General features: G+C 67.8%; 20 protein-coding genes, 1 pseudogene and 1 riboswitch. Of the genes and pseudogenes, 10 read left to right on the top strand and 11 right to left on the bottom strand.

Translation table 11 applies throughout. The annotated features are described in order from the left end of the window. Positions 1 to 36: 36 nt before the first annotated feature. The gene (locus B9Y97_RS06170; protein ID WP_085525920.1) at positions 37 to 345 is read left to right on the top strand and encodes a hypothetical protein; all 309 of its coding nucleotides are present in this window, start codon (positions 37 to 39) and stop codon (positions 343 to 345) included. On the opposite strand, the gene cobN is transcribed toward B9Y97_RS06170, so the two are convergent. Next, complete coding sequence (gene cobN, locus B9Y97_RS06165) at positions 342 to 4,034, bottom strand: cobaltochelatase subunit CobN (RefSeq protein ID WP_085525919.1); 3,693 nt, start codon at positions 4,032 to 4,034, stop codon at positions 342 to 344. The two genes, B9Y97_RS06170 and cobN, sit on opposite strands and share 4 nt — an antisense overlap. Before the next feature lie 155 nt (positions 4,035 to 4,189). On the opposite strand from cobN, the gene B9Y97_RS18330 reads away from it, so the two are divergent. Continuing rightward, a complete protein-coding gene (locus tag B9Y97_RS18330; protein ID WP_254900986.1) occupies positions 4,190 to 4,324 on the top strand; it encodes a hypothetical protein in 135 nt (44 codons plus the stop codon). A gap of 71 nt (positions 4,325 to 4,395) precedes the next feature. Here the strand turns inward: B9Y97_RS18330 and B9Y97_RS06160 are convergent, their stop codons facing one another. The 3 genes from B9Y97_RS06160 to B9Y97_RS06150 all read right to left on the bottom strand — a co-directional run bounded on the left by B9Y97_RS06160 (position 4,396) and on the right by B9Y97_RS06150 (position 6,657). Further along, positions 4,396 to 4,851, bottom strand: coding sequence for a GNAT family N-acetyltransferase (locus B9Y97_RS06160; protein ID WP_085525918.1), 456 nt, complete (start codon positions 4,849 to 4,851; stop codon positions 4,396 to 4,398). Beyond that, a complete protein-coding gene (gene cobW, locus B9Y97_RS06155) occupies positions 4,848 to 5,909 on the bottom strand; it encodes a cobalamin biosynthesis protein CobW (protein WP_085525917.1) in 1,062 nt (353 codons plus the stop codon). Before cobW ends, B9Y97_RS06160 begins: the two co-directional genes overlap by 4 nt. Positions 5,910 to 5,985: 76 nt before the next feature. Then, positions 5,986 to 6,657: an energy-coupling factor ABC transporter permease gene (locus tag B9Y97_RS06150; protein WP_085525916.1), complete on the bottom strand. Its 672-nt coding sequence runs from the start codon at positions 6,655 to 6,657 to the stop codon at positions 5,986 to 5,988. Positions 6,658 to 6,690: 33 nt separating this feature from the next. Continuing rightward, positions 6,691 to 6,911: riboswitch (cobalamin riboswitch) on the bottom strand. Positions 6,912 to 7,102: 191 nt separating this feature from the next. On the opposite strand from B9Y97_RS06150, the gene smc reads away from it, so the two are divergent. After that, positions 7,103 to 10,558, top strand: coding sequence for a chromosome segregation protein SMC (gene smc, locus B9Y97_RS06145; RefSeq protein ID WP_085525915.1), 3,456 nt, complete (start codon positions 7,103 to 7,105; stop codon positions 10,556 to 10,558). Positions 10,559 to 10,623: 65 nt separating this feature from the next. Then, positions 10,624 to 11,097: a YbjN domain-containing protein gene (locus B9Y97_RS06140; protein ID WP_085525914.1), complete on the top strand. Its 474-nt coding sequence runs from the start codon at positions 10,624 to 10,626 to the stop codon at positions 11,095 to 11,097. On the opposite strand, the gene B9Y97_RS06135 is transcribed toward B9Y97_RS06140, so the two are convergent. The 5 genes from B9Y97_RS06135 to B9Y97_RS06115 form a co-directional block, all read right to left on the bottom strand. After that, positions 11,098 to 11,919, bottom strand: coding sequence for a hypothetical protein (locus B9Y97_RS06135; RefSeq protein WP_139828241.1), 822 nt, complete (start codon positions 11,917 to 11,919; stop codon positions 11,098 to 11,100). Between the two features lie 160 nt (positions 11,920 to 12,079). After that, positions 12,080 to 13,282, bottom strand: a complete 1,203-nt coding sequence (locus tag B9Y97_RS06130; RefSeq protein ID WP_085525912.1) for a lytic murein transglycosylase — start codon at positions 13,280 to 13,282, stop codon at positions 12,080 to 12,082. A 45-nt stretch (positions 13,283 to 13,327) separates the two neighbouring features. Further along, positions 13,328 to 14,239: an adenosylcobinamide-phosphate synthase CbiB gene (gene cbiB, locus B9Y97_RS06125; RefSeq protein ID WP_085525911.1), complete on the bottom strand. Its 912-nt coding sequence runs from the start codon at positions 14,237 to 14,239 to the stop codon at positions 13,328 to 13,330. Beyond that, on the bottom strand, positions 14,236 to 15,207 hold the full coding sequence (locus tag B9Y97_RS06120) for a threonine-phosphate decarboxylase (protein WP_085525910.1): 972 nt from the start codon (positions 15,205 to 15,207) through the stop codon (positions 14,236 to 14,238). Before B9Y97_RS06120 ends, cbiB begins: the two co-directional genes overlap by 4 nt. After that, entirely contained in the window at positions 15,204 to 15,581 is a 378-nt protein-coding gene (locus B9Y97_RS06115) for a DUF1636 family protein (protein ID WP_085525909.1), read from the bottom strand. The genes B9Y97_RS06120 and B9Y97_RS06115 overlap by 4 nt, the downstream gene beginning before the upstream one ends. A 206-nt stretch (positions 15,582 to 15,787) precedes the next feature. Between B9Y97_RS06115 and B9Y97_RS06110 the strand changes: the two genes are divergently transcribed. After that, a complete protein-coding gene (locus B9Y97_RS06110) occupies positions 15,788 to 16,702 on the top strand; it encodes an ornithine cyclodeaminase family protein (protein ID WP_254900864.1) in 915 nt (304 codons plus the stop codon). Positions 16,703 to 16,789: 87 nt separating this feature from the next. After that, positions 16,790 to 17,752: an alpha/beta fold hydrolase gene (locus B9Y97_RS06105; RefSeq protein ID WP_085525907.1), complete on the top strand. Its 963-nt coding sequence runs from the start codon at positions 16,790 to 16,792 to the stop codon at positions 17,750 to 17,752. A gap of 3 nt (positions 17,753 to 17,755) precedes the next feature. Here the strand turns inward: B9Y97_RS06105 and B9Y97_RS06100 are convergent, their stop codons facing one another. Then, positions 17,756 to 18,784: an NAD(P)/FAD-dependent oxidoreductase gene (locus B9Y97_RS06100; protein ID WP_085525906.1), complete on the bottom strand. Its 1,029-nt coding sequence runs from the start codon at positions 18,782 to 18,784 to the stop codon at positions 17,756 to 17,758. Between the two features lie 166 nt (positions 18,785 to 18,950). Between B9Y97_RS06100 and mnmD the strand changes: the two are divergent. Beyond that, positions 18,951 to 19,636: pseudogene (gene mnmD, locus B9Y97_RS06095) on the top strand (tRNA (5-methylaminomethyl-2-thiouridine)(34)-methyltransferase MnmD). After that, positions 19,633 to 20,514: a DMT family transporter gene (locus tag B9Y97_RS06090; RefSeq protein ID WP_085525905.1), complete on the top strand. Its 882-nt coding sequence runs from the start codon at positions 19,633 to 19,635 to the stop codon at positions 20,512 to 20,514. The pseudogene mnmD and the gene B9Y97_RS06090 overlap by 4 nt, the downstream one beginning before the upstream one ends. Here B9Y97_RS06090 and B9Y97_RS06085 read toward each other — a convergent pair. Next, on the bottom strand, positions 20,493 to 22,463 hold the full coding sequence (locus tag B9Y97_RS06085; RefSeq protein WP_254900863.1) for a lytic transglycosylase domain-containing protein: 1,971 nt from the start codon (positions 22,461 to 22,463) through the stop codon (positions 20,493 to 20,495). The two genes, B9Y97_RS06090 and B9Y97_RS06085, sit on opposite strands and share 22 nt — an antisense overlap. A 126-nt stretch (positions 22,464 to 22,589) precedes the next feature. Here B9Y97_RS06085 and dapA point away from each other — a divergent pair, with 126 nt between their 5' ends. Together dapA and tsaA are read left to right on the top strand one after the other, a co-directional pair. Beyond that, positions 22,590 to 23,462, top strand: a complete 873-nt coding sequence (gene dapA, locus B9Y97_RS06080; RefSeq protein WP_085525904.1) for a 4-hydroxy-tetrahydrodipicolinate synthase — start codon at positions 22,590 to 22,592, stop codon at positions 23,460 to 23,462. A gap of 2 nt (positions 23,463 to 23,464) precedes the next feature. Beyond that, positions 23,465 to 23,950: a tRNA (N6-threonylcarbamoyladenosine(37)-N6)-methyltransferase TrmO gene (tsaA, locus tag B9Y97_RS06075; protein ID WP_085525903.1), complete on the top strand. Its 486-nt coding sequence runs from the start codon at positions 23,465 to 23,467 to the stop codon at positions 23,948 to 23,950. The last annotated feature ends 13 nt before the right edge of the window (positions 23,951 to 23,963 follow it).

The raw sequence follows: 23,963 nt of genomic DNA, 5'->3' as shown, positions 1-23,963 counted from the left end.
TACCCTTTATTAACTGTGTTCTGGGAAACTGGCACTATGATCCGAATATCGCACCTTGCCCCGATTCTCTTTCTCGTCACCCTGCTTGCGGGCTGTGATTCGCCGAGCCCGCAGTTCATGCGCGGCGAACGGTTCGAGGCAGAGGTGGAAGGCAGTCGTTTCACGATCTGGCGGCTGGGCGAGGCGGTGGAAATCTACCGCACCTCGCCCGAGGTTCTGCCCCGGATGAGCGAGGTGTTCGCCAAGGCCGAAGCTGCCGTGCGCCAGACCACCGGCTGCGGTATTGATTCCGGCTCGTTCAAGGGCGACGCCGCGCTGATGATCGCGGCGCTCGATTGCAGCTAGCTCAGCGCCTTGAGCAAGCTGCGTGCGGAATTGGATCGCGGCAGCCACAAGCCGCGCTCGATTGCCTCTGAAAGCCGCTGGGCGATTTCCCGCAGCGCGGGCGCGTTGTGCTCTGCGATGAAATCTCGCGTCGCCTCGTCTTCGAGAAAGGCGGCGTGGACAAGGTCGAAATGGTGGTGCTTCACCGCGCCGGTGGTGGCAGCGAAGGCGAAGAGGTAATCCACCGTCGCGGCGATCTCGAACGCGCCCTTGTAGCCGTGGCGCTTCACCCCTTCGATCCACTTCGGGTTCACCACGCGCGAGCGCACCACCCGGCCGATCTCTTCGTCGAGGGTGCGGATCACCGGGCGTTCGGGGCGGGAGTGGTCGTTGTGATAGATCGGGCGGTCACGGCCCTGAAGCGTGGCCACGGCCGCCGCTGCGCCGCCTTCGAACTGGTAGTAATCGTCCGAATCGAGCAGATCATGCTCGCGGTTGTCCTGATTCTGCACGATGGCCTCGGCCTCGCCCAGCCGCGCCTCGAAGCCGGCGCGGTCGCGTTCGCCTTCCACGCCCGCGCCATAGGCATAGCCGCCCCATTCAAGGTAGGCCTCGGCGAGATCGGCCTTGTCGCTCCAGATCCGCTCGTCGATCAGTGCCTGTAGCCCCGCCCCATAGGCCCCGGGCTTGGAGCCATAGACCCGCGTCTGACGGCCTTCGACGCGTGCACGTGCGGCGGCGGGATTCGCTTCCTCCGGTTCGTCCAGCGCCATCACCGCGCGGGCCGCTGAATCGACCAGCGCGATCAGGCCGGGGAAGGCATCGCGGAAAAAGCCCGACACCCGCAGCGTGACATCCACGCGCGGTCGCCCCAACGCGGTGTGCGGGATGATCTCGAAGCCGGTGACGCGGCGGTTGGCGCTGTCCCATGTCGGTTTCACCCCCATCAGCGCGAGGGCCTGGGCGATGTCGTCGCCGCCGGTGCGCATGTTGGCGGTGCCCCATGCGGTGATGAGCATGGCGCGCGGCCAGTCGCCCTCGGATTGCAGGTGTTTCTCGATCAGCAGGTTCGCCGATTTCCACCCCAGCGCCCAGGCCGTGGGTGTGGGCACGGCGCGGGTATCGACCGAGTAGAAGTTGCGGCCCGTGGGCAGAACGTCGAGCCGCCCGCGGGTAGGCGCGCCGGAGGGTCCGGGCGCAAGGAAGCGGCCCTCGAGCGCGGTGAGAAGCCCTGCGCCCTCGGCGGGGCCGGAGGTGACGACGGCAGGTCGGACGCGCGAGGTGACCTCATCCATCACCGCGCGGCTCGCCGGCCCCGGCGCAGCCAGCTCGCCGTCGATCAACCGGGCGGCAAAAAGCTCCAGCCGCTCCACCGTGTCGCCCTGCGAGCGCCAGGCACCGGGGGCGGTCAGCGCCTGGGGCCGGGGGCCTTCCCACGGCGCGGCCATGTCGCAATCCAGCGGATCGAAGGCCAGCGCGAAATCGGCCGCCAGCGCGCGGATCAGCGAGGCATTGCCGCCCTTGCCATCGCCGCGCGGCACCCGCACCAGCGCCTGCACCAGATCGCGCGCGAGCCGCCCTTCGGGCGATTGGCCGAACACATGCAGCCCGTCACGGATCTGGGCTTCCTTGAGATCGCAGAGATAGGCGTCGAGCCTCGCGAGATCGCCGTCTTCGTCCTCGCCCTTCATCCCGGCGTCGGCATCGAGGCCGGTGGCAGAGGTGAGCGTGAGGATCTCGCGGCGCAGGTATTCAATGCGGCGCGGATCGACCCCGGCGGCCTCGTAATACTCGTCCACCAGCGCCTCCAGATCGCGCAAGGGTCCGTAGGTTTCGGCCCTCGTCAGCGGCGGGGTGAGGTGGTCGACAATCACCGCCTGCGCCCGGCGCTTGGCCTGGGTGCCCTCACCCGGATCGTTGACGATGAAGGGGTAGACATGCGGCACCGGCCCCAGCACCGCCTCGGGCGCGCAGGCCTCCGACAGCGCCAGCGCCTTCCCGGGCAGCCATTCGAGATTGCCATGCTTGCCCATGTGCACCACCGCATCCGCCCCGAAGACGTGGCGCAGCCAGATGTAGAAGGCGATGTAATTGTGCGGCGGGGGCAGATCGGGGGAGTGGTAGGTGTCGGTCGGGTCGATGTTGTAGCCGCGGGCGGGCTGGAGGCCGACGACGACGTTGCCGAACCAGAGCACCGAGAGCTTGAAGCGGCCGCAATCCACCGCGCCCGGCTCATGGAACGGATCGGCTTCCGGCGGACCCCAGCGATCGGTCACCGCCTTGCGGAAGGCGTCGGGAAGCTGGCCCCAGGCGATCTGGTAATCGGCCATCGAAAGTTCGACGCCGCCTTTGCGCTGCACCCGGTCGGTGAGCCAGTTGGTCGGCCCGGCCATGATCGCCTGCATCAGTGCGTCGCTGTCGGCAGGCGGATCGGTGACGCGGTAACCCGCGCCGTCGAGCAGGCCGAGGGCATGCACGGTGGCGGCAGGGGTGTCGAGGCCGACGCCGTTGGCGAGCCGACCGTCCTTGTTGGGGTAGTTGGCCAGCACCAGCGCGATCTTGCGATCTTCCGGCGCGGTATGGCGCAGCCGCGCCCAGCCCGCGGCGAGGTCGGCGACGAAATCGACCCGGTCGGCGCGCGCCCGGTAGGTGGCGATCGGGCATTGCGTGGCCTCGTCGAACCAGGCTTCGCCCTTGAAGCTGATCGCCCGGGTGAGCACGCGGCCATCGACCTCGGGCAGGGCCACGTTCATCGCGATATCGCGGGCCGACAGCCCGGTGAGCCCGTCTGCCCAGGCGGCCTCCGATCCGCCCGACAGCACGACCTGAAAAACCGGGGCGGCCTGCGCCTCGGGCATGGTGAGCGGGTTTTCGGGGCCATCGTCGCCTTCGTGTGGCGAGCCCACGGCAAAGGAGGTGGCGTTCAGGATCACGCTGGGCGGAGCTTCGGCAAAGAGCGCCTGTAGCGTGGCGGTGGAGAGCGGATCTTTCAGCGAGGCGACGAAAACGGGGAGCGGGTTCAGCCCACGCGCGGCCAGTGCCTCGGCCAGCCGGGTGATCGGATCGAGCCCGCCGCCCTGCACGAGTGCGCGGTAGAACACGATCGGCACAACCGGCGCACCCTCGGTCCAGTGCGCGCGCGCCGCGCCGAGATCGGCCACCCCGGCCCCGGGCCAGAACACGCCCGCGCGCAGCAGCGGGCGGGCTGGCGCCGGGCGTTCGCGGCCGTCGAGCATGGCCTTTGCGTGGGCAAGAAACGTCACCGCGTTCTGCGGCCCGCCTTCGACGAGGCAGGACCAGAGCGCATCGTAATCGGCATCGCCGACCGTGGAGAGGCGGCGCAGTTCCGGATCGGGCTTGTCGTCGCCGGGCAGGAGGGCGAGCGGCACACCGGCGGCGTGCAGGTGGGCCGCGTATTGTTCGACGCCGTAGCGCCAGTAGCCGAGGCCACCGAGCACCCGCGCGATCACCAGCCGCGATTTCAGCGCGCAGGCGTCGATGTGCAGATCGACTGACATCGGGTGAGCGAGGTGGGTGATGTTGGCAAGCCTGAGCGTCGGCGGCTCGGCCATCTCGGCGCGCGCCTCGGCGAGGGCGGCAAGCTCGGTATCGGCGGCGGAGAGGAAGACCACGTCGGCGGGCGACTGGCCGAGATCGACGGGTTCACGCCCGTCGTCGATCTGTCCGGGTGTGGCGGCGAGCAGGTGCATCAGGCATGGCCCCCGGATTGGCGGGTTCTGGCGGTTCCTCGCGAAAACGCCGGCGAGGCTTGCGCACCGCGCCGGGTTGGGGCATGAGCCTTGGCAGCACACCGCATCGAGGAAAGACGCGAGCGATGGATTACAAGGCAGCAGGAGCGCCGAAGATGGCCAGGAAAGCCCCCCGCCACGTCGAGCATAATGCGCGTGGCACCGCGAAGAACCCCTACAGCAAGTCCGAGACGAAGGCCGAGCTCCTCGCCCGGTTGAAGGCCGCTGCCGAGGCGCGCAAGGACAAGTAGGCGCGCGCGCGGTTCGGTTTCGATGCCGCGCGGCCCGGTTTCGCGCATGCTGCGGAGCCTCGCATTCCGCATCACGCCAGCCGCTTTTCCATGAACAGCGATGACGCCGCATCGGGGTAGTCCCCGAACGGCCCGCGCGGGGTGAACCCGGCGCGGGCATAGAGCCGGTGCGCGGCATGCAGCAGGTTGCCGGTTTCGAGCATCAGCGCGGGCAGGCCGCGCGCGCGGGCTTCGTCTTCGAGCCGGGCGAGCAGGACCGCACCCACGCCGAGGCCACGCGCGGCTTCGGCCACGAACATGGATTTGACCTCGCCGTAGTCACCCTTGTCGGCAAGTGCGCCGGTGCCGAGGGTTTCGCGCTCGCGTCGCGCCACGAAAAAGGCGATGTGCGGCGCGCCGAGCGCGTCGATGTCGAGGAAAAAATTGTCTTCCGGTGGAAACAGGCTTTGCATCAGCGCGTGGCTGGCCCGCAAGAGCGCCGAGGCCGCCGGATCACGCGGATTACCCGGTTCCACCGTGAAGGTCATGCCGACAGCGCCTCCGCGATCGCTTTCCGGTCAAGTCCGGCCTGACCGATCACGACGAGACGGGTGCTGCGCGGGGCATCGCCGAAGGGCTGGTCGAAATAGCTGTCGACCCGCGGGCCGACGGCCTGAAGCGTGAGCCGCATCGGCTTGCCGGAAACCGCGACGAAACCCTTGAGGCGCAAGATGTCATGCGCCCGGATCACCTCGGCCACCTGCGAGGAGAACGCCACCGGATCGGCCACCTCCGCGCGCTCCACCACGAAGGTTTCAAACTCATCGTGGCCGTGGTCGTGGTGATGATCGTGATCGTGGTCATCGTCGTCATCATGGTGATGATGATGGTGGCCCTCGTCGCGGCCGTCCATGTTGTCCTCGGCCTGTGCCTCGATCCCGAGCAGAACCTCGCCCGGCAACCGGCCCATGCTGGTGCGCACGACGTGCACGCCGGGCCGCGCCTCGGCGATGAGCTTCGCGACCAGGTCGTCGGCCTCGGTCTCGCCCAGAAGGTCGGTCTTGTTGACCACGATCATGTCGGCCGCGGCGATCTGGTCTTCGAACAGCTCCGAGAGCGGGGTTTCGTGGTCGAGGTTATCGTCGGCCTTGCGCTGGGCTTCGACGGCGGCGAGGTTGGCGGCGAAGCGCCCCTCGGCCACGGCCTTGCCGTCAACCACCGTGACCACGCCATCGACGGTGACGCGGGTGGCGATCTGCGGCCACTGGAAGGCCCGCACCAGCGGTTGCGGCAGCGCCAGTCCGGAGGTTTCGATCACGATATGGTCGGGCGCATCGGGCCGGGCGAGCAGGGCTTCCATGGTGGGGATGAAATCCTCCGCCACGGTGCAGCAGATGCAGCCGTTCGACAGCTCGAAGATATCGTCGTCCGAGCAGGTTTCGTCGCCACAGCCCTTCAGCAGGTCGCCATCGACGCCAAGATCGCCGAACTCGTTGATGATGAGGGCGATCCGGCGGCCATCGGCGTTGTCGAGCAGGTGGCGGATCAGGGTAGTCTTGCCGGCACCGAGAAAGCCGGTGACGACGGTTGTGGGAATCTTTTTCATGTCAGGCTCCGGGCGCGAAAACGGAAAAGGGCCGGGGCTTGGGCAAGCCCCGGCGGATAGCCTCGGAAATGGTCGCTCAGGCGAAGAGGCGCGGGGTCACGAGGCCGGTTTTTTCCAGCCCGCGCACCGTTTTGGCACCTGCGAGCACCGCGAGGTCGATCAGCGGTTCGAGCAGCACCACCAGCATGTAGGCGCCACCGAAGGTCACCACCGAGGCCATGTTGTCGGCACCGAAGCCCTGACCGTAGAGCGCCCAGAACGCCACCCAGGCGACGATTCCGCCCTGGTAGGTGGTCGAAAGCGCGAGGGCCTGACGATACTTGAGATCGACGTAAGGCGTTTCGGGCGCGATGATCCGGTCGGCCAGCGCCTTGATCGCGAACAGCGGCACCAGCAGCGTGGTGATGTTGGCGGCGTATTGCGGCAGGTCGAAGGGCGCGAAGAGCAAGCCCTGTGCGAGCAGGCCGAGCGCCAGGCCGATCGCCGCCGGGGCCGCGCCGAAGATCAGGAGCAGCGTGGAGCCGAGGATGAAGTGCACCTCCGAAACGCCGACCGGGTAGTGCGGCAGGATTTCGAAGAAGGAAAACACCAGCGCCGTGGTGGCGGCGGTGCGCGCGGCAAGCGAGGTGAGGCCGCGTTCCTTCAGCGCCTCCCAGGCGAGCTTGGCGGTCCAGAGCCCCGCGCCACCGGCGGTGGCATAGGCGACAATCATCTTTGCAGGCGCAACAAGGCCGGGTTCGATATGCATGTTCGTTCACTCCTTTGCCCGTCTCCCCGACGGGTGGGTTGATGTAGGCATGGCAGGTCTCCTGGCTTGCGGGTCGAGGCTTCCGCCGCCTTCCCGACGCCCGGGCGGGCATCAGTGGCGTGTGGCGGTCGCTCACCGCATACAGTCGCGGGGGCGGCTGCGGCTATGGGCCCCTGCTTGGGTCGCCCGTTCCGCATTCCCTATTCTCCCAAGGCGCTTTGCGCCCTGTGGGAACCATGCCCCTCCCTTGTGGCGCGCGCCGGGCGTCCGCGTCAAGCGCGATTGCGACGGGCAAGCGCGGAGGAGCGACAGGACCCGCGCAGAGCTTTGCAAGATGTTGTGGATAACCTGCCACCTTCTCCCATATCGTGGGGCGTGCGCGTTGACTCTGACCTGGTGCACCGAGAAACTGTCTGGTCAATGGAATCAACAAGGGGCGAGCCGGTTGCGCTTCTCCAAACTCAGGCTCAATGGCTTCAAGAGCTTTGTCGATCCGACCGATCTGGTGATCGCCGACGGGCTGACCGGCGTTGTCGGACCGAATGGCTGCGGCAAGTCCAACCTGCTTGAAGCGATGCGCTGGGTGATGGGGGAGAACCGCGCCAGCGCGATGCGCGGCGGCGGCATGGAAGACGTGATCTTCGCCGGTGCCGCCACCCGGCCCGCGCGCAACTTCGCCGAGGTGGCGCTCACCATCGACAATTCCGAGCGCCTCGCGCCGGCCGGATTCAACGATGCCGACGGGCTGGAGATCGTCCGCCGGATCACCCGCGATGCCGGCAGCGCCTACAAGGTCAACGCCAAGGATGTGCGGGCGCGCGACGTGCAGATGCTGTTTGCCGATGCCTCGACCGGCGCGCACAGCCCGGCGCTGGTGCGGCAGGGCCAGATCGCCGAGTTGATCAATGCCAAGCCGAAGAACCGGCGCCGCATTCTCGAGGAAGCGGCGGGCATCTCGGGGCTCTACCAGCGCCGTCACGAGGCCGAGCTGAAGCTCAGGGGCACCGAGGCGAACCTCACTCGGGTCGATGACGTGATCGAACAGCTTGCAGGCCAGTTGGCCCAACTTGCCCGGCAGGCGAGGCAGGCGCAGCGCTATCGCGCGATCGGGGCAGAATTGCGCAAGGCGGAGGGGCTGTTGCTCTACCGGCGCTGGCGCGAGGCCGACGAGGCGCGGCTGGCGGCGGACCAGGCGCTGACCGAGCGCGCGAAGGAGGCGGCGGAAGCCGAGACCGCGTCGCGCAGTGCGGCAAAGACCCGGCAGGCGGCGGAAGATCGTTTGCCGCCGCTGCGCGAAGAAGAGGCGATCGCGGCGGCGGTGCTCCAGCGTCTTCAGGTTGGGCGTGACCAGTTGGCCGACCAGGAGGCGCAGGCGCAGGGCCGCATCGACACGCTGAAGGCGAGGATCGCCCAGCTTGAACGCGACATGGACCGCGAAGAGGCGCTCAACCGCGATGCGGGCGAAACGATCGAGCGGCTGGACTGGGAAGCCCGCGAACTTGCCAAGGCGGGCGAGGGGCACGAGGCGCGGCTCGAGGCGGCGTCGGAAGCGGCGCGCGAGGCCAAGCGCGTCCTCGCCGAGCGCGAGGATGCGCTGTCTCAGTTGACGGAGGATGTCGCCCGCCTCGCCGCGCGCCATCAATCGGCGCAGCGGCTGCTGGATGACAACCGCAAGACGCTGGAGAAGAGCGAGGCCGAAGCCGAGCGGGCCCGCGTGGCGATGAACGAGGCGGCGACGGCGCTGGCGACGGCCCGGGCGCAATTTGCCACCGCAGAGGCCGCGCAGGCCGAGGCGGCGGCACGGGCCGAGGCAGCCGAGGCGGCGTTGGTGGCAGCGGACGAAGCGCGCGGCACGGCGCAGGCGCGCGAGGCCGATGCTCGCGCCGAGCGGTCGGAGGCCGAGGGCGAAGCGAATGCCCTGCGCGCCGAGGTGATGGCGCTGGCCAAGCTCTTGGAGCGCGACACCCGAGAGGGTGGGCAGGTGATCGACATGCTGCGGGTCGCGCCGGGCTACGAGAAGGCTCTGGGCGCGGCACTGGCCGACGATCTGCGCGCGCCGGCGGTGGCGGAGGATGCCGCGTCCGGCTGGGCGCTGATGCCCGGCTACTCACAGCCGCAGACCCTGCCCGACGGCGTCACGGCGCTCAGCAATCACGTCACGGTGCCCGAGGTGCTTGCCCGGCGGATGGCGCAGGTCGGTCTGGTCGCGCCGGAAGACGGGGCGCGGCTGCAAGCGGCGCTGAAGCCGGGGCAGCGGCTGGTTTCGCGCGAGGGCGACCTGTGGCGCTGGGACGGATTCCGCGCCGGTGCCGAGGATGCGCCCTCGACGGCAGCGCTCAGGCTCGAACAGCTCAACCGCCTTGAAGGGCTCAAGCAGGAACTGGAACGTGCTAGCGCCCGGGCCGATGGCGCGATGCGCGCCCACGAGACGCTGCGCGACGACCTTGCCCGCGCCACCGAGGCCGACCGCGCCGCGCGCGAGGCGCGCCGCGAGGCCGACCGCGCGATGGCCGAAGGCGCCCGCGCGCTGAGCCGCGCCGAGGCCGACAGCAACCTCGCGGCGGGCAAGCTCGAAAACCTGCGCCTTGCCGTGACCCGCAACGAGGAAGAGGCGCTGGCCGCGCGCGCCCGGCTCAAGGAAGCCGAGGCGGCGCTGGCCGGGCTTGGCGATCTCGATGCCGCGCGCGTCGAGGTCGAGGACGTGAAGCTCACCGTCGAGGCGTCGCGGATGACGATGCTCGCCCGGCGCTCGGCGCATGACGAGATCCGCCGCGAAGGCGAGGCGCGGGTGAAGCGGGCGCAGGAGGTGACCAAGGAAATCTCCGGCTGGCGTCACCGGCTGGAGACCGCGGGCAGGCGGATCGCGGAACTGGCCGAGCGCAAGACCGGGTCGGAGGCCGAGTTGAAGGAGGCCACCGCGGCCCCCGCCGAATTGGCCGCCAAGCGGGAGGAACTGGCCCGCGAGATCGCCAATGCCGAAGCGCGCCGCGCCAAGGCGCTCGACATGCTGACCGGCGCGGAAGGCGCGTTGCGCGCCGCGATGGGAGAAGAACGCGATGCCGAGCGCCGGGCCGGCGAGGCGCGCGAAGCCCGCGCGAGGGCCGAGGCGCGCGCCGATGCCGCGCGCGAAACCGTGGCCTATGCTGCCGAGCGGATCTCGGAGGATCAGGAAACCACGCCCGAGGGCCTGCTCGAAAGCCTTGGCGAAGACCCCGACAAGATGCCTTCTTCGGACCAGATCGAGCATGACGTGAACCGCCTCAAGCGCCAGCGCGATGCACTCGGCGCGGTCAACCTGCGCGCCGAGGAAGATGCCCGCGAGGTTCAGGAAGAGCACGACAATCTCGTGCACGAAAAGAACGATCTCGAAGAAGCGATCAAGAAGCTGCGGGCGGGGATCGCCTCGCTCAACCGGGAAGGGCGCGAACGCCTGCTCACCGCCTTCGAGCAGGTCAACGCCAGTTTTGGTCTCCTGTTCACCCACCTTTTCGGCGGCGGCGAGGCGAACCTCGTGCTGGTGGAAAGCGATGACCCGCTGGAGGCAGGGCTGGAAATCATGTGCCAGCCGCCGGGCAAGAAGCTCTCGACGCTGAGCCTGCTTTCGGGCGGTGAGCAGACCCTCACGGCGCTGGCGCTGATCTTCGCGGTGTTCCTCGCCAACCCCGCCCCGATCTGCGTGCTCGACGAGGTCGATGCCCCGCTCGACGATGCCAACGTGACCCGGTTTTGCGACCTGCTCGACGAAATGACCCGCCGCACCGACACCCGCTTCCTGATCATCACGCACCACGCGGTGACGATGGCGCGGATGGACCGGTTGTTCGGGGTGACCATGGGCGAGCAGGGCGTGAGCCAGCTCGTCAGCGTCGATCTCAAGAAGGCCGAAACGCTGGTGGCATGATTCAGATCAGCGACGGCGGTCCTGATCGGCCTATCCTTTGAGCGTTTTCAGGAGGGGGGAACCCGATGGTCAGGAAACTCGTGATCGCCGCCGCCGTATCGGTGGCCGTGCTCGGCAGCGCGGCACGGGCCGACCCGCTGCTGGCGTCCAACCCGCAAACCTTCATGGACTTTTTCGTGGCCGAGGGCGTTTCTGCGCAATTGACCGTCGATGTGGCGGGTGATCCGCTGATCGAGTTCCTCCACGAGGGCGAGAAAAAGCTATTGTTCTTCTATGATTGCGTCGAAAACAGGGATTGCCTTGCGGTGCAGTTCTTTGCCGGGTTCAAACTCGATGGGCCGGTTTCACTCGAAAAGCTCAACGACTGGAATTCCGGCGAGCGCCGGTTCACCCGCGCCTACCGTATGGAAGACGATGTCGCCCGGATCGAGATGGACATCGCCACGATTCTCGATGGCATTTCGGCCCGCGACTTTCGCGACCTGTTCAATCTCTGGCTCGACCGACAGGCCGAGTTCGGGGCTTTCATCTCCGGGTGATCAGCGCGGTGGCGCGGAAGAATTGACCGCCGCCACAACAGCCGCGGTCACCGCGTCGTAAAGCGCTTCCGCGCGGCGGGCGTGGTCGCGCCATTGTGGCTCGTCCAGCTTGAGGCGGCCCCAAAGCTCCATGTTGTCGAACATCCAGCCGCGCTGGGCGGCGTCGAGCAGGCGGCGGGCGGGTTCCGAAAGCGTGTTGGCGGGCCCCTCGGGGTGTGCAATCGGCATCGGATCGGGTGCGCCTTCGAGAAGGGCAAGCGCTGAAGTGAAGCGCATGTTGGCTTCTTTCACGTCATGCGACCATGCAAACTCGCTCATCTCGGCGAGCGCGTGGCGCAACTCGGTGGTTGCCGACTCCACGTCGCGTCCCGGCGGCTGCGGCGTGGCGGCGGTTGCGGTGTAGCGCACCGCCCAGATCCGACCGTCGCGGGCCGAAGGATAGGCGGCTTTCCACGCCGCGCGCCAGCCGAGGGCGCGGCCATCGTCGGTTTCGGTGGTCATCGTCCAGAGGCTGCCGCCACCGGCAAACCCGGCCGCGATCCGGTCGGGAATGGTTTCGCCGGGGATCACTTCTTCGTCCTGCCGCTCGAAGCCCAGCAGCACCCGGGCGGTGCCGGAGCGGGCGAGTTGATCGAGCCAGGCAGGCGGGGTTTCGGCCATCGGCACGAGGGTGGGTTTCTGGCGCCGACGTTTGGCTGCAAGATCGAAGCTGATCGACCCGCAGCGTGCGAAGGCCCGCTGGGTGGCGAACCAGCGCATCGGGTCGTCGGGGTGCGTGAGCCGGTAATTTGCCGAGATCACCAGTGCCGCCACTTGTGCCACTTCGCCGTCCAAACCTGCCTCGCTTTCGTCGGTGTTCCCTTCTTCTTAAGGGTGTTTTTCAAGTTCGTCCCGCGTTTTCGGACGAGACACCCTTTCGGATGATGCCAAGGGAAGGCGCGCGACGACAATACTTGCGGCTGCATTCACGGCCTTTGGCGTCTCACAGCCGGTTAAGCAACTCGGCGGTGGGCCAGGCGTCGGGCACAAGCCCGAGGCGGGCCTGTTCTGCCTGCACCGCCGCCCGGGTTCCTGCCCCGAGAATGCCGTCGATCCCGCCCACGTCATGGCCGCGCGCCTGCAATTTCTGCTGCAGTGCCTTCATCTGGCTGCCCGACAGCACCGCGCCGGGATTGCCTGCGTCGTAGACCGGTGCGCCTTCCAGACGGGTGGCGAAATAGGCCGCAGTGAGCACGTAGGTGAAGCTCTGGTTCCACTCGAAGAACACGTCGAAGTTCGGGTAGGCGATGAAGGCTGGGCCGCCATGGCCCTGCGGGACGAGGATCGAGGCCCGCGCCCCGCTCGATGCGAAGGATCCGTTGCGCGGGGCAACCCCCATCTCGGCCCATTGGCTGACAGGCAGCTTGGTCTGGGTGCCGGATTTCGAGAAGTCGAAGCCCTGCGGCAGCACCACCTCCTGAAGCCAGGGCTCGCCCGCGCGCCAGCCGAGCTTGCGCAGCATGTTGGCCCCCGACATCAGCGCATCGGGGGCGGAGGTTTTCAGCGTCACATGTCCGTCGCCGTCGCCGTCGATGCCGCTTTCGAGGATGTCGCCGGGCAGCATCTGCACCATGCCGATCTCGCCCGCCCAGGCACCGGTGGTGTTGGTGGGCGAGAAATCGTCGTTCTTGTAGAGTTCAAGTGCGGCGAGCACCTGTGGCTGGAACAGCCCCGGCCGGCGGCAATCATGGCTCAGGGTCATCAGCGAATTCAGCGTGTTGAAATCGCCCTGGAAGGCACCGAAATCGGTCTCGAAGGCCCAGAAGGCGGTGAGCACGCCGCGGCTGACGCCGAACTGGCGCTCGATGCTGTCGAAGATGGATTTGTACTGGTTGAGCCGCGCGCGCCCGTTGTCGATCCGGTTCTGCGAGATCAGCTTGCGCGAGAAGTCGATGAACCCGGTGTTGAAGATGCCCTGCGCCCGATCGGCCCCGAGCGTGCGTTGGTCCTGCTGCACCGAGGCGAAGAAACGATCGACGGTGGCACGGTCGGTGCCCCGGCTGACGGCGAGATCTTTCATCCGGTCAACGAAGGAAGAAAACGAGCCGCCGCACTGGATGATCGGTGCCGGGATCTCGCCCGCGCCCGCCGCGAAGGCACCGGTGGTGGAAAGGCTCAAGACAATGGCTGAAAGAAAATTGCGCATGGGGTCCCCTGTGACTGGTCCGGGGGTGAGACTAGCAGGAGAATTTCACGAAACAACGACGATCAGGATCACAAGCCCGAGCGCCGCGCCCCAGGCCCGCCAGAGCGAGGCGGCAGCGGCGTCGATTTCCGAAGGACCGATCTCATGCGCGCCGGTTTCGTTGACGAAAGGATAATCCACCTGCGCGCCGTGATAGCGGCGCGGACCGGAGAGCGCCACACCGAGGCCCACGGCCATGGCCGCCTCGGGCCAGCCGGCGTTCGGCGAGCGGTGCTTGCCCGCGTCGCGCCGGACGATGGCCCAGCCGCCGGGGCGGTGGCGGGTAAGAAAGAGCAGGAGGGCGGTGATCCGCGCGGGCAGCCAGTTCAGCACGTCGTCAAGCCGGGCGGCGGATTTGCCGAATTGCTCGTGCCGGGGGGTGCGGTAGCCGATCATGCTGTCGGCGGTGTTGACCATCTTGTAGGCAGCGAGGCCCGGCAGACCGAGAAGCAGGAACCAGAAGGCCGGCGCGATCACCCCGTCGGAGAGGTTTTCGGCCGCGGATTCGATGGCCGCGCGCGCCACTTCGGGGTCGGTCATCTCGCCGGTGTCGCGCCCGACGATCTTCGCCACCGCGCGGCGCCCGTCTTCCAGCGAGAGGTGCAGCGCATCGGCGACCGCGCGGACATGGTCCACGAGCGAGCGTTGGGCCAGCAGGATCGCCGCCGCGATGGCCTCCGCAAGCCAGCCGAGCTGCGAAATCAGCTCGCCCGCAATCCATGCCAGCGCGACGAGCGCAACCAGCACCAGAGCGCCGCTGACGAGGCGGCCCTTGCCGTGGTTCATCCGGCCATCGGCCCAGCCCACGGCCTTGCCCATCAGCACCGCCGGGTGCGGCAGGCGAGACCAGAGAGGCTCGGGCTCGCCGATCAGCGCGTCGATCACCATGGCCAGCGCGAGGATCGCCGCGAGGCTCATCTCAGCGCCGCCTCGAGTTGGTCCCAGCGGCCTTGCGGCGGCAGGCCGAGGCGCAGCCAGTTGGGGGCGTAGGGGAAGACGCGCGACCAGACCTTGCCACGCGCGAGCCGGTCCTGCCAACGGGCCGCGTCGTCAACTTCGTAGAGCCGGAACAGGGTGGTGCCACCGATCACCTCTGCGCCGCGCGCCTGAACGAGCGCATCCATCCGGGCGACCTCGACGTTGAGGATCTGGCGGGCGCGGTTGGCCCAGTCCATGTCTTCCAGCGCCACCCGCCCGACGTGCAGGGCCACGCCCGAAACAGGCCATGGCCCGAGCATGTCGCCAAGCCGGGCGATCAGGGCCGGGTCGCCGATGGCGAAGCCAAGCCGCACCCCCGCAAGCCCCCAGAACTTGCCGAGCGACTTGAGGATCACGACGCCGGGCCTGAGGCTCCATTCGCGCACCCGGGTGTCGCCAAGGATCACGTCGCAGAAGCTTTCGTCGATCACGGTCAGGGCGCGGGTTTCGGGTTCGCCGTCGCCCGACCACATGTTGCCGGTGGGATTGTTGGGGTGCACCACAACGCGCGCCTCGGCGTGCGCGTGCTCGGGTTCGGCGCGGACAATCTCCCAGCCCGCCGCGCGAAACGCCGCTTCGTGCTCGTTATAGGTGCGCTCGACGATGCGCACGCGCCCCGCCGGGGCGAGCCGCGGGATATTGGCGATCAGCGACGAGGCCCCCGGCGCGGCGAGCACGGCGGCACCTTCGGGCACCATCCAGAAGGCGCGCGCGGCGGCGTCAAGCCGCTCGGCGGCGACGCGATCCGGCAGGGCAGTGAAGGCGGTCGGCGGGATTTCGGGCACCGGGTAGGGCCTCGGGTTGATCCCGGTCGAGAGGTCGATCCAGTTCTCCCGGGTGCCGCCGTGCAAGGCGATGGCAGCATCGAGCCCGCCGCCGTGGTCGCGCGCACCGCCGGGGGCGGTCATGCGCTTTCGTCCGGCAGGGGCGGGTGGCGGGTGACGAAATGGCCTTTCACCGCCTGCGGCCATTCACGATAGGGCACCTTGCCGGACTCGCTTGCGGCATGGCCCTCGGCATAGGCGACGATGCCTTGCGCCGCTTCCGTGCTCGGCTCGAACCGACCCAGGGTATAGGAAAGCTTGCCCGCCGCCTGGATGGCGATGTTGCAGGAGTGATCGCAACCCATCAGGCAAGAGGTGCGCCGAACCCGGACCGCCTTGCCCTCGGCCTCGGCCTCGACGAGAGACGCGAGGCGCTCGCCGTCGGTCTCGTCTAGCCCGCGCGCGGCCCAGTCGTCGCGCTTGCAGGTGTCGCAGATCGTGATCCAGGTTGTCGTCACGGTGTTGCTCCCGTTGTTTCAGCGTCGTTTGAAACGGAAATCGTTGGCCTTGGCAACTGCCGGTATCCCGGTGCCTTGGGGTGAACCGCGCCGCGCACGGTAACGGCGGGCGTCGCATGGCAACCGGGTGAATGGCATTCCCATTCCTGCCCATGGGCGCTACGGTTGTTCGCGTTATTCAAGGCGACAAGTGCGGAGGACGCCGCGTGAGCATCGAGATGATTCCCTTTGAAGCCGAGGCGCTGCTCGACTGGATCGAGTTGACGGAAGCCTTCAAGGCCGGTCACCTCCTGCCGAGGGCGGAGGTGAGCGATACCTTTCTCTACCGCGAACCCGATACGCTTCTCTCGCGGGCCGCGTGGATCGACGGGATGGGGATCGCGGTGAAATCGGCGACGATCTTTCCCGAGAACCCGGCCGATCACGTGCCGATGGTGAACGGTGCCGTAAACCTCTACAGCGACGATCACGGCACGCTGGAGGCGATTGTCGATTTCCATCTCGCGACCAAGTGGAAAACGGCGGCCGATTCGCTGCTTGGCGCCTTGCTGCTGGCCCGTCCCGAGAGCGATTGCATCCTGATCGTGGGGGCCGGAACGGTGGCGCGGTCGCTCCGGCAAGCCTATGGCGCGGCCTTTCCCAACGCGCGGTTCCAGGTTTGGAACCGGTCGCCTGCGGGTGCCGAAGACATGGCGGCGCATTTCCCCGATACCCTGGTGGCGACCGATCTGGAAAGCGCGGTGCGAGGGGCCGATATCATCACCTGCGCAACGATGACCCGTGCGCCGATCATCGAGGGCGCGTGGCTCCAGCCCGGACAACACCTCGACCTGATCGGTGCCTATCGCGCCGACATGCGCGAGGCCGACGACGAGGCGCTGCGCCGGGCGCGCATCTTCATGGACAGCCGCGCCACGGTGCTGGACCATATCGGCGAGTTGAAAATCCCGCTCGACGAGGGTGTGGTGACGCGCGCGGACGTTCAGGGCGATTTCTATGATATCGAAGCGGGGGCGTTCCGGCGGTCGGCCGATGACATAACACTGTTCAAGAACGGCGGCGGCGCGCATCTCGATCTGATGACGAGCCGCTACATCCTCGAAAAATGGCGCAACCGCTGAGGCGGAAGCCGGGAAACGGATTGTCGCGACGTTGAACGTGGTGTGACGAGGTGCGCCGGGGTAGTGTTGCGGCGCTGCGAAACCCTGATGGAACGCAAATTCATGTCGGCCCTTGCCACACCTCTCACCGTTTTCATCACGCTTGCCGCGCTTGTCGTGGCCTTGCCCTGGATCATGGAAGCGCTGCGTCGGCCGATGAACGAGCGCGCGCGCGGCGATGCGCCCGGCGCTTTCGCGCAGCTCTCGGCCGGCAATACGCATTACCAATGGCACGGGCCACGTTCGACGCGGATTCTCGTGCTGGTGCACGGGCTGTCTTCGCCGTCATGGGTGTTTGACGGTCTGATCCGTGGCCTGTTGGCGATGCGCTACCGGGTGCTGAGCTACGATCTCTACGGGCGTGGCTTTTCCGACCGGCCGCGCGACAACCAGACGCTGGAGTTTCATGCCCGCCAGCTGGGCGAACTGCTCGATGCGGTGGGTGTACAGGTGCCGGTGACGCTGATGGGCTACTCGATGGGGGGGGCGATCGCTTCGGCCTTCGCTGCCGAAGAGCCGGACCGGGTCGACCGGCTGATCCTGCTCGCGCCCGCCGGGGTGAGCTACACGCCCGGCCGCTTGCTGGCCACGGCCCGGGACTGGGGGCGGCTTGGCAACTGGCTCTGGGGGCTTCTTGGCGGGTGGCAGCTGATGCGGGCGGCAAGGGCCGATGCCGCGAAGCCGACCGTCATCGAGGATCTGCCGCGGCGTCTTCGCCGCGAGATCCGGCGGCGGGGATACCTTGCCGCGATCCTCTCCTCCGAGCGCCACGCGCTTGACCGCTCGCACAAGGCGGTGCACCGGGAGATTGGCGCGATGTATATTCCCACGCTGGCGATCTGGGCCGAAAAGGATGCGGTGATCCCGGTGTCGTCGCTCGGAGAATTCGCGGCGTGGAACCGGCAGGCGCGACAGGAGGTCATCGAGGGCGCGGACCATGCCCTGCCGCATACACACCCCAAGCCGGTGTTGGCGGCGATCCGGGAGTTCCTGCGCGAGGTTCCGGAGTAGCGGTCAGAGGTTCGCCTCGACACGGAAGGCGGCGGGGATCCGGTTGTCGCCATCGAGCACCAGATCGGCCATGACCCTTCCGACCATCGGCGCGATGCCGAAACCGATCTTGAAGCCGCCGTTGGCGATGAAATGCCCGGGCCGCCCGGGCCAGCCGCCGAGCATCGGCGCGCGGGTCTTCGCCCTCGGCCTGAGCCCGGCCCAGCGTTCGATCACAGGTGCCTCCGCCAGCGCCGGGCAGGCGGTGCGTGCTTTGGCGATCACCGCGTCGATCTGGGCGTCGCAGGTGCTTGGGTTTTCAAACTCGCGCTCGGTGGTCGAGCCGATGGCGACGGTGCCGTCGCCGTGGGGGACGATATGCACGCCATCGGCGAAGACTTGCGGCAGCGTGCGCGCGTCAAATCTCAGGCTTGCCGACTGGCCCTTGACCGGCACCCCGACACTCTTGCCGAAATGGGCGGAAAGCTCGATCAGCCCCGCCGCGCCGGTGGCCCAGACCACGCGGCCTTGGTCGGGCGCTTCCGTCACGATCTCGCCGCCCAGCGCGGTCACGGCGGCGGCGAGCGCTGCGACCGCGCGGCGCGGTGCCATGCGGGCGGTGAGCGTGTCGAGGATCACGAACCCGGTCGCGCTGACCGGCCCCCAATCGGCACGCGCCTCGACGATCTCCCAGCGAAAGCGCCCCTGCCAGAGCTCCCGCGCCGTTTCGGCCCGCGCCTCGGCAAGCGCCAGCGCTTGCGCGGTGTCGATGGGTTGCAGCCGCCCGGTGCGGGCATAGCCCGGATCGCGCCCGCCGAGGCGCACGACCTCGCTCCAGAAATCCTCGCCCATGGCCAGCGCCTCGAACTGGAACGCCTTCTTTTCGTTCCATTGTTCGGGAACATGCGGCGCAAGCGCGCCGACAAGCCCGCCCGACGATCCACCGCCCGGCCCGTTCGGGTCGACCACCCGCACCCGCGCGCCTTTTGCGGCGCAAGCATAGGCCACCGCGAGCCCGAAAGCGCCCGCGCCGCGCACCGTCACGTCCACCATTGCCAAGCCCTCCGGCCTTGCGCATTGTCGCGCCGGTGTTTTCTAAAGCGTTTCGCGGAGAAGCTGAATCACCGATTTTGCGGAATGCGCAGAACGCATGAACATTGCACGCGTTTCGCTGTTGCCCGAAGCCGAGGGCGACAGCGAAACGTTACCGGGGGAAGTCATGGTCGAGGACCAGCACGCCGAAGTCGGATGGAACGCGCAGGGCACGCCGGTGTCGCTCCGTTTTGACGACCCCTATTTCAGCCTCGATGACGGGCTGGCCGAAACCCGCCACACCTTTCTTGCCGGCAACGATCTGCCAGCGCGCTTCCGCCCCGGTTTTCAAGTGGCGGAACTCGGGTTCGGCACCGGGCTCAACATGCTGGCCACGCTGATTGCCTTCTGCGCGGCGGGGGCACCGGGGCCTGTGCGCTTCACCAGTTTCGAGGCCTTCCCGATGGCAACCGCCGACATGGCGCGGGCGCTCGCGGCCTTCCCCGAGGCCGAGGCGGTGGCGGGCGATTTTCTTGCTGCCTGGGATCGGGGCGCACGGCGGGTCGATCTTGGCGGCTTTATCGTCGAGGTGATCGAGGGCGATGCGCGCGAAACCCTGCCGCGCTGGCCGGGCCGCGCGGATGCGTGGTTTCTCGACGGGTTCAACCCTGCGAAAAACCCCGAACTCTGGGGCGAACGCCTGCTCGCCGAGGTCGCCCGCCGCCATACCGGGCCGGGGGCACCGCCGCGACTTACACCGCCGCCGGTTTCGTGCGGCGCGGGCTCGAAGCCGCGGGGTTCACGGTGGAGCGTCGCCCCGGGTTCAGGCGCAAACGCCACATGACGGTGGCACGATTGGAGACGACGCGATGACCCGGACAGATACCCGCTTCGGCGTCCTGCTGATGCTCGGGGCGACCTTCGTCTTTGCCATGCAGGATGGCATCTCGCGCCACCTCGCAGGGGAATACAACGTGCTCATGGTGGTGATGATCCGCTACTGGTTTTTCGCGGCCTTCGTGATTGCCGTGGCCACACGCAAGGCCGGCGGTCTGCGTGCGGCGGCGGCCACCAGCCAGCCGGTGCTCCAGTTCGTGCGCGGGCTTGTGCTGATCGTCGAGATCTGCGTGATGATCCTGGGTTTCGTGGTGCTCGGGCTGATCGAGAGCCACGCGATCTTCGCCTCTTACCCGCTGATCATCGCCGCGCTGTCCGGCCCGATCCTGGGAGAACGGGTGGGGCCTTGGCGCTGGGTCGCGATTGCCGTCGGGTTCACCGGCATCCTGATCATCCTGCAGCCCGGCGTCGCGGTGTTTTCGCCCGCCGCGCTGATCCCGCTCACCGCCGCTCTGCTCTTCGCGCTTTACGGGTTGCTCACCCGCTACGCCGCACGGCGTGACAGCACGGCGACCTCGTTTTTCTGGACCGGCACGGTGGGCGCGGTGGCGATCACGCTGGTGGGGGTCTGGTTCTGGGAGCCGATGACGGGGCCCGACTGGGGCTGGATGGCGCTGCTCTGCGTCACCGGCGCGCTCGGGCACTGGCTGTTGATCAAGTGCTACGAGGTGGCCGAGGCGTCAGCGGTGCAGCCTTTCGCCTACTTCCAGCTCGTCTTCGCTTCGACTCTGGCCCTCGTCGTGTTCGACGAGCGCATCGCGCCGAACGTGGCGATCGGCGCGGCCATTGTCGTGGCGGCGGGTCTGTTCACGATCTACCGCGAGCGGATCGCTCAGCGGCGCTGGAGTTCCTGAGTGAAGGCGATCGGCTCGGTCTGGCCGGTGAGCCGTGCGCGGTAGTTCGGCAGGCTCTCGGTCACCCGCATCACGTAGTTGCGGGTTTCGGTGAAGGGGATGTGCTCGATCCAGTCGATCACGTCGACCGAGGGATCGCGCGGATCGCCCATTTGCTCGCTCCACGAGCGCGCCCGCCCCGGCCCGGCATTGTAGGCCACCGCGATCAGCACCGGGTTTCGCCCGAACTGTTCGATCAGGTAGGCGAGGTATTCCGAGCCGAGCCGGGTGTTGTAGGGCATCTCCGAGGTCAGCCGCGCCTGCGCGAGGTCGATATCGAGCCGCCGGGCCATGTCCTCTGCGGTGCCGGGCATCAACTGCATCAGCCCGAGCGCCCCCACGCCAGACCGCGCGCCCGGATCGAACTCGCTCTCGCGCCGGGCGATTGCCATCTCCATTGCGCGGGTGACGGTCCGGTTGCCCGGCCCGATCTCGGGCGTGGGGAAATAGGGCCGCTGAAACAGGATGCCGTGGAAGCGCAGGGCATACTTGGCGAGCATGAGTTGCAGGTGGGGGGCGTTTTCGTCCTCCGCCCATTGCATCAACTGGCCAAGGCCGGTGCGGTCGAGGCTTTCGGAAAGCTGGATCACCATACGCTCGGCAAGATAGCGCTCCTCTGCCGCCAACAAGAGCCGGGCAGCCTGCATCACGCTGGTATTCCAGAACGGAGCGTCGCGGTAACCGGGAAAGGTTTCGTCCCCGGTAAGAGCCTCGTCCATCGCGACACCGGCCTTCTCGGCGGCGAGCAGGCCATAGAAGGCGCTCTGGTGTTGCCCGGCGCGCGCGTAGGCGGCCTGCGCCTCGTCGGTGCGGCCAAGCGCGTCCAGCGCACGGCCCTCCCAGTAGCCTGCCCGGCCGAGGCTTATCGGGCTTTCCACCCCGCCCCTGAAATCGCGAAAATGCGCCAGCGCGGTCTCGCCGTCGTCGAGCTTGCGCAGGGCAATGTAGCCCGCGAGCCATTCCAGCTCGCTGCGGATCTCGCTGTCGTCGGCGATCTGGTGATTGGCGGCGATGCGGTAGGCGGTGCTCCCGTCGACCTCGCGCATCGCCCAGCGCGCCAGAACTGCGCGCCAGCTTGCCCAGGCCTCGGGCCGACCCAGTGACTCGGCCGAGCCGGAGCGTTCGAGCAGAAGCTCCACCGCGTCGGCGTTGCGCCCCTTGCGCGCGCGCCAGAGGAAACGCTCGTAGGCAAGGCCGGGATCGTCGGCCATCGCCGCGGGCACGCGGGCGATCCGGTCATCCACCCCGGGCCGGTCTTCGCGCAGGTCGATGCGAGCATGGGCGAGCGCCTTGTGGCCATCGTCGATCCGGGGCATGTGGCGCTCGGCCTGTGCGCTCAACCCGCGCCATAGCAGCATGTCCATCCGCGCCCAGTGGTGGCGGGCCAGGGTTTGCGGCCAATCGACCATGAATTGGTCTTCCTCTTCCTGCGACAGGGCGAACGAGGTCCAGCCGCGGATCGCTTCGGCCATCGCCTCCTGCTTGGCGCCGGTATCCCAGAGCGCGCGGGCGAAACGCAGGCTGCCGGTGCCGGTTTCGGGCTTCTGGGCGGTGAAGAAATCGAGCACCTCTGCCGCGCTCGCGTCTTGCGGAATGGTCTTTTCCGAGCGTTCCCGCAGCAGGGCAAGACCCGGCCAGCCGGGGTTGCGCCGCAGGAAGTCGAGGCTTTCGGCAAAGTCGCCGCGCGAGGCGCGCAGCCGGTTCCATTGCACGATGTCGCGCGCCACCGATCCCGGCGGGCCGGCGGCGTCGAGCGCGCCATCCCAGTCACCCGATCGCATGAGGTCGAGCCCGCGTTCGAGGCTGGCCACCTCGGCGGCATCCTGAGCCGAAACCGGCGCGGAAATGCCCAAGGCCAGGAACGCGGGAACAAGGACAAAGCGAAGCAGGAGTTTCATTTTTTCAACCATGGCGTATTCCTATCGTGGCGTGGGGGCGCGGCAACACACAATCTTGGCATTTCTTCCGCGCCCGGCTAGTTTCCGCCGCGCCGCTATTGCCCCGACTCGGGGCTACATAACAACAAGGAGCGTGTCATGTTCAAAGGAAGCATTCCTGCCCTGGTCACGCCGTTCAAGAACGGTGCGCTGGATGTCGATACGCTGAAACATCTGGTCGAGTGGCATATCGAGCAGGGATCGCATGGGCTGGTGCCGGTTGGTACTACCGGTGAAAGCCCCACGCTCAGCCATTCCGAGCACGAGATTGTCGTTGAAGAGGTGGTGAAAGCCGCCGCCGGTCGCATCCCGGTGATCGCCGGGGCGGGCTCCAACAACACCATCGAGGCGATCGGTTTCATGGAGCACGCCAAGGTGGTGGGGGCCGATGGCGCGCTCGTGGTCACGCCCTATTACAACAAGCCCACCCAGCGTGGGTTGATCGCGCATTACAGCGAGCTTGCCGAGGTGGGCCTGCCGATCGTGATCTACAACATCCCCGGCCGCTCCGCGGTGGACATGTTGCCCGACACCATGGGCGAACTCGCCAAGCACCCCAACATCGTGGGCGTGAAGGACGCCACCGGCGATCTTGCCCGGGTGGCCAAGCAGCGGCTGACCTGCGGCGAGGATTTCATCCAGATCTCGGGCGAAGACGCCACGGCAGTGGGCTTCAACGCGATGGGCGGGCGTGGCTGCATCTCGGTGACCGCCAACGTCGCGCCCAAGCTCTGCGCCGAGGTGCAGGAGGCCACGCTTGCGGGCGATTATGCCAAGGCGCTCGTCCTGTCAGACCGGCTGATGCCGTTGCACCTTGCGATCTTCCTTGAGCCGGGCGTTGTCGGGGTGAAATACGCGATGTCGCAGCTTGGGCTTTGCGCGCCGGATGTGCGCTCGCCGCTGACCGAGGCGACCGATGCCACCAAGACGGTTATCGACGCCGCGATGCGCCATGCCGGGCTGTTGAACTGATCATGGGCGAGACCTGGGACATCCGCGAGGGCGAGGTTGCGCTGGAGCGCGACCCGTCCGACGCGCCGGACGCAGGCGTCGTCTTCATCGGGCAGATCCGGTCGCCATGGAAACAGCGCAAGGATTGCCCGAAGAATATCGGCAAGGCGCGCGAAGCGGGCGGCGACGCCTGGATCGAGCTCAAGCCGGCGTTCGCCCCTGCGCTCGGCGGGCTTGCCGTCGGCCAGCCGATCATCCTGATGTACTGGATGAACCGCGCCCGGCGCGATCTGCTGTTGCAAAACCCCCGCCACGTCGAGGCTCCGCGCGGCACGTTTTCGCTGCGCTCGCCGAACCGGCCGAACCCGGTTGCGCTGTCGACGGTGCGGATCACGACGCTCGACATCAACGCCGGACGGATCGGGATCGATGCCATCGACTGCCTTGACGGAACCCCCGTGGTGGACATCAAGCCGTGGCTCGAAACGGTCGACATCCCGCCCGCCTAAGCCTATGTGCCTC

Origin of the sequence: Maritimibacter sp. HL-12, assembly GCF_900177545.1 — a bacterium.
Taxonomy (GTDB): domain Bacteria; phylum Pseudomonadota; class Alphaproteobacteria; order Rhodobacterales; family Rhodobacteraceae; genus Sinisalibacter.
Note: the sequence above shows the minus strand (reverse complement) of the source record. Positions and strands in the feature narration are given on the sequence as shown.

Excerpts from the sequence above, each read along its gene's own strand:
- B9Y97_RS06170 (WP_085525920.1), top strand. The coding sequence starts at position 37 with ATGATCCGAATATCGCACCTTGCCCCGATTCTCTTTCTCGTCACCCTG.
- cobN (WP_085525919.1), bottom strand. The coding sequence starts at position 4,034 with ATGCACCTGCTCGCCGCCACACCCGGACAGATCGACGACGGGCGTGAA.
- B9Y97_RS18330 (WP_254900986.1), top strand. The coding sequence starts at position 4,190 with ATGGCCAGGAAAGCCCCCCGCCACGTCGAGCATAATGCGCGTGGCACC.
- B9Y97_RS06160 (WP_085525918.1), bottom strand. The coding sequence starts at position 4,851 with ATGACCTTCACGGTGGAACCGGGTAATCCGCGTGATCCGGCGGCCTCG.
- cobW (WP_085525917.1), bottom strand. The coding sequence starts at position 5,909 with ATGAAAAAGATTCCCACAACCGTCGTCACCGGCTTTCTCGGTGCCGGC.
- B9Y97_RS06150 (WP_085525916.1), bottom strand. The coding sequence starts at position 6,657 with ATGCATATCGAACCCGGCCTTGTTGCGCCTGCAAAGATGATTGTCGCC.
- B9Y97_RS06140 (WP_085525914.1), top strand. The coding sequence starts at position 10,624 with ATGGTCAGGAAACTCGTGATCGCCGCCGCCGTATCGGTGGCCGTGCTC.
- B9Y97_RS06130 (WP_085525912.1), bottom strand. The coding sequence starts at position 13,282 with ATGCGCAATTTTCTTTCAGCCATTGTCTTGAGCCTTTCCACCACCGGT.
- cbiB (WP_085525911.1), bottom strand. The coding sequence starts at position 14,239 with ATGAGCCTCGCGGCGATCCTCGCGCTGGCCATGGTGATCGACGCGCTG.
- B9Y97_RS06120 (WP_085525910.1), bottom strand. The coding sequence starts at position 15,207 with ATGACCGCCCCCGGCGGTGCGCGCGACCACGGCGGCGGGCTCGATGCT.
- B9Y97_RS06105 (WP_085525907.1), top strand. The coding sequence starts at position 16,790 with ATGGAACGCAAATTCATGTCGGCCCTTGCCACACCTCTCACCGTTTTC.
- B9Y97_RS06100 (WP_085525906.1), bottom strand. The coding sequence starts at position 18,784 with ATGGTGGACGTGACGGTGCGCGGCGCGGGCGCTTTCGGGCTCGCGGTG.
- B9Y97_RS06090 (WP_085525905.1), top strand. The coding sequence starts at position 19,633 with ATGACCCGGACAGATACCCGCTTCGGCGTCCTGCTGATGCTCGGGGCG.
- B9Y97_RS06085 (WP_254900863.1), bottom strand. The coding sequence starts at position 22,463 with ATGGTTGAAAAAATGAAACTCCTGCTTCGCTTTGTCCTTGTTCCCGCG.
- dapA (WP_085525904.1), top strand. The coding sequence starts at position 22,590 with ATGTTCAAAGGAAGCATTCCTGCCCTGGTCACGCCGTTCAAGAACGGT.
- tsaA (WP_085525903.1), top strand. The coding sequence starts at position 23,465 with ATGGGCGAGACCTGGGACATCCGCGAGGGCGAGGTTGCGCTGGAGCGC.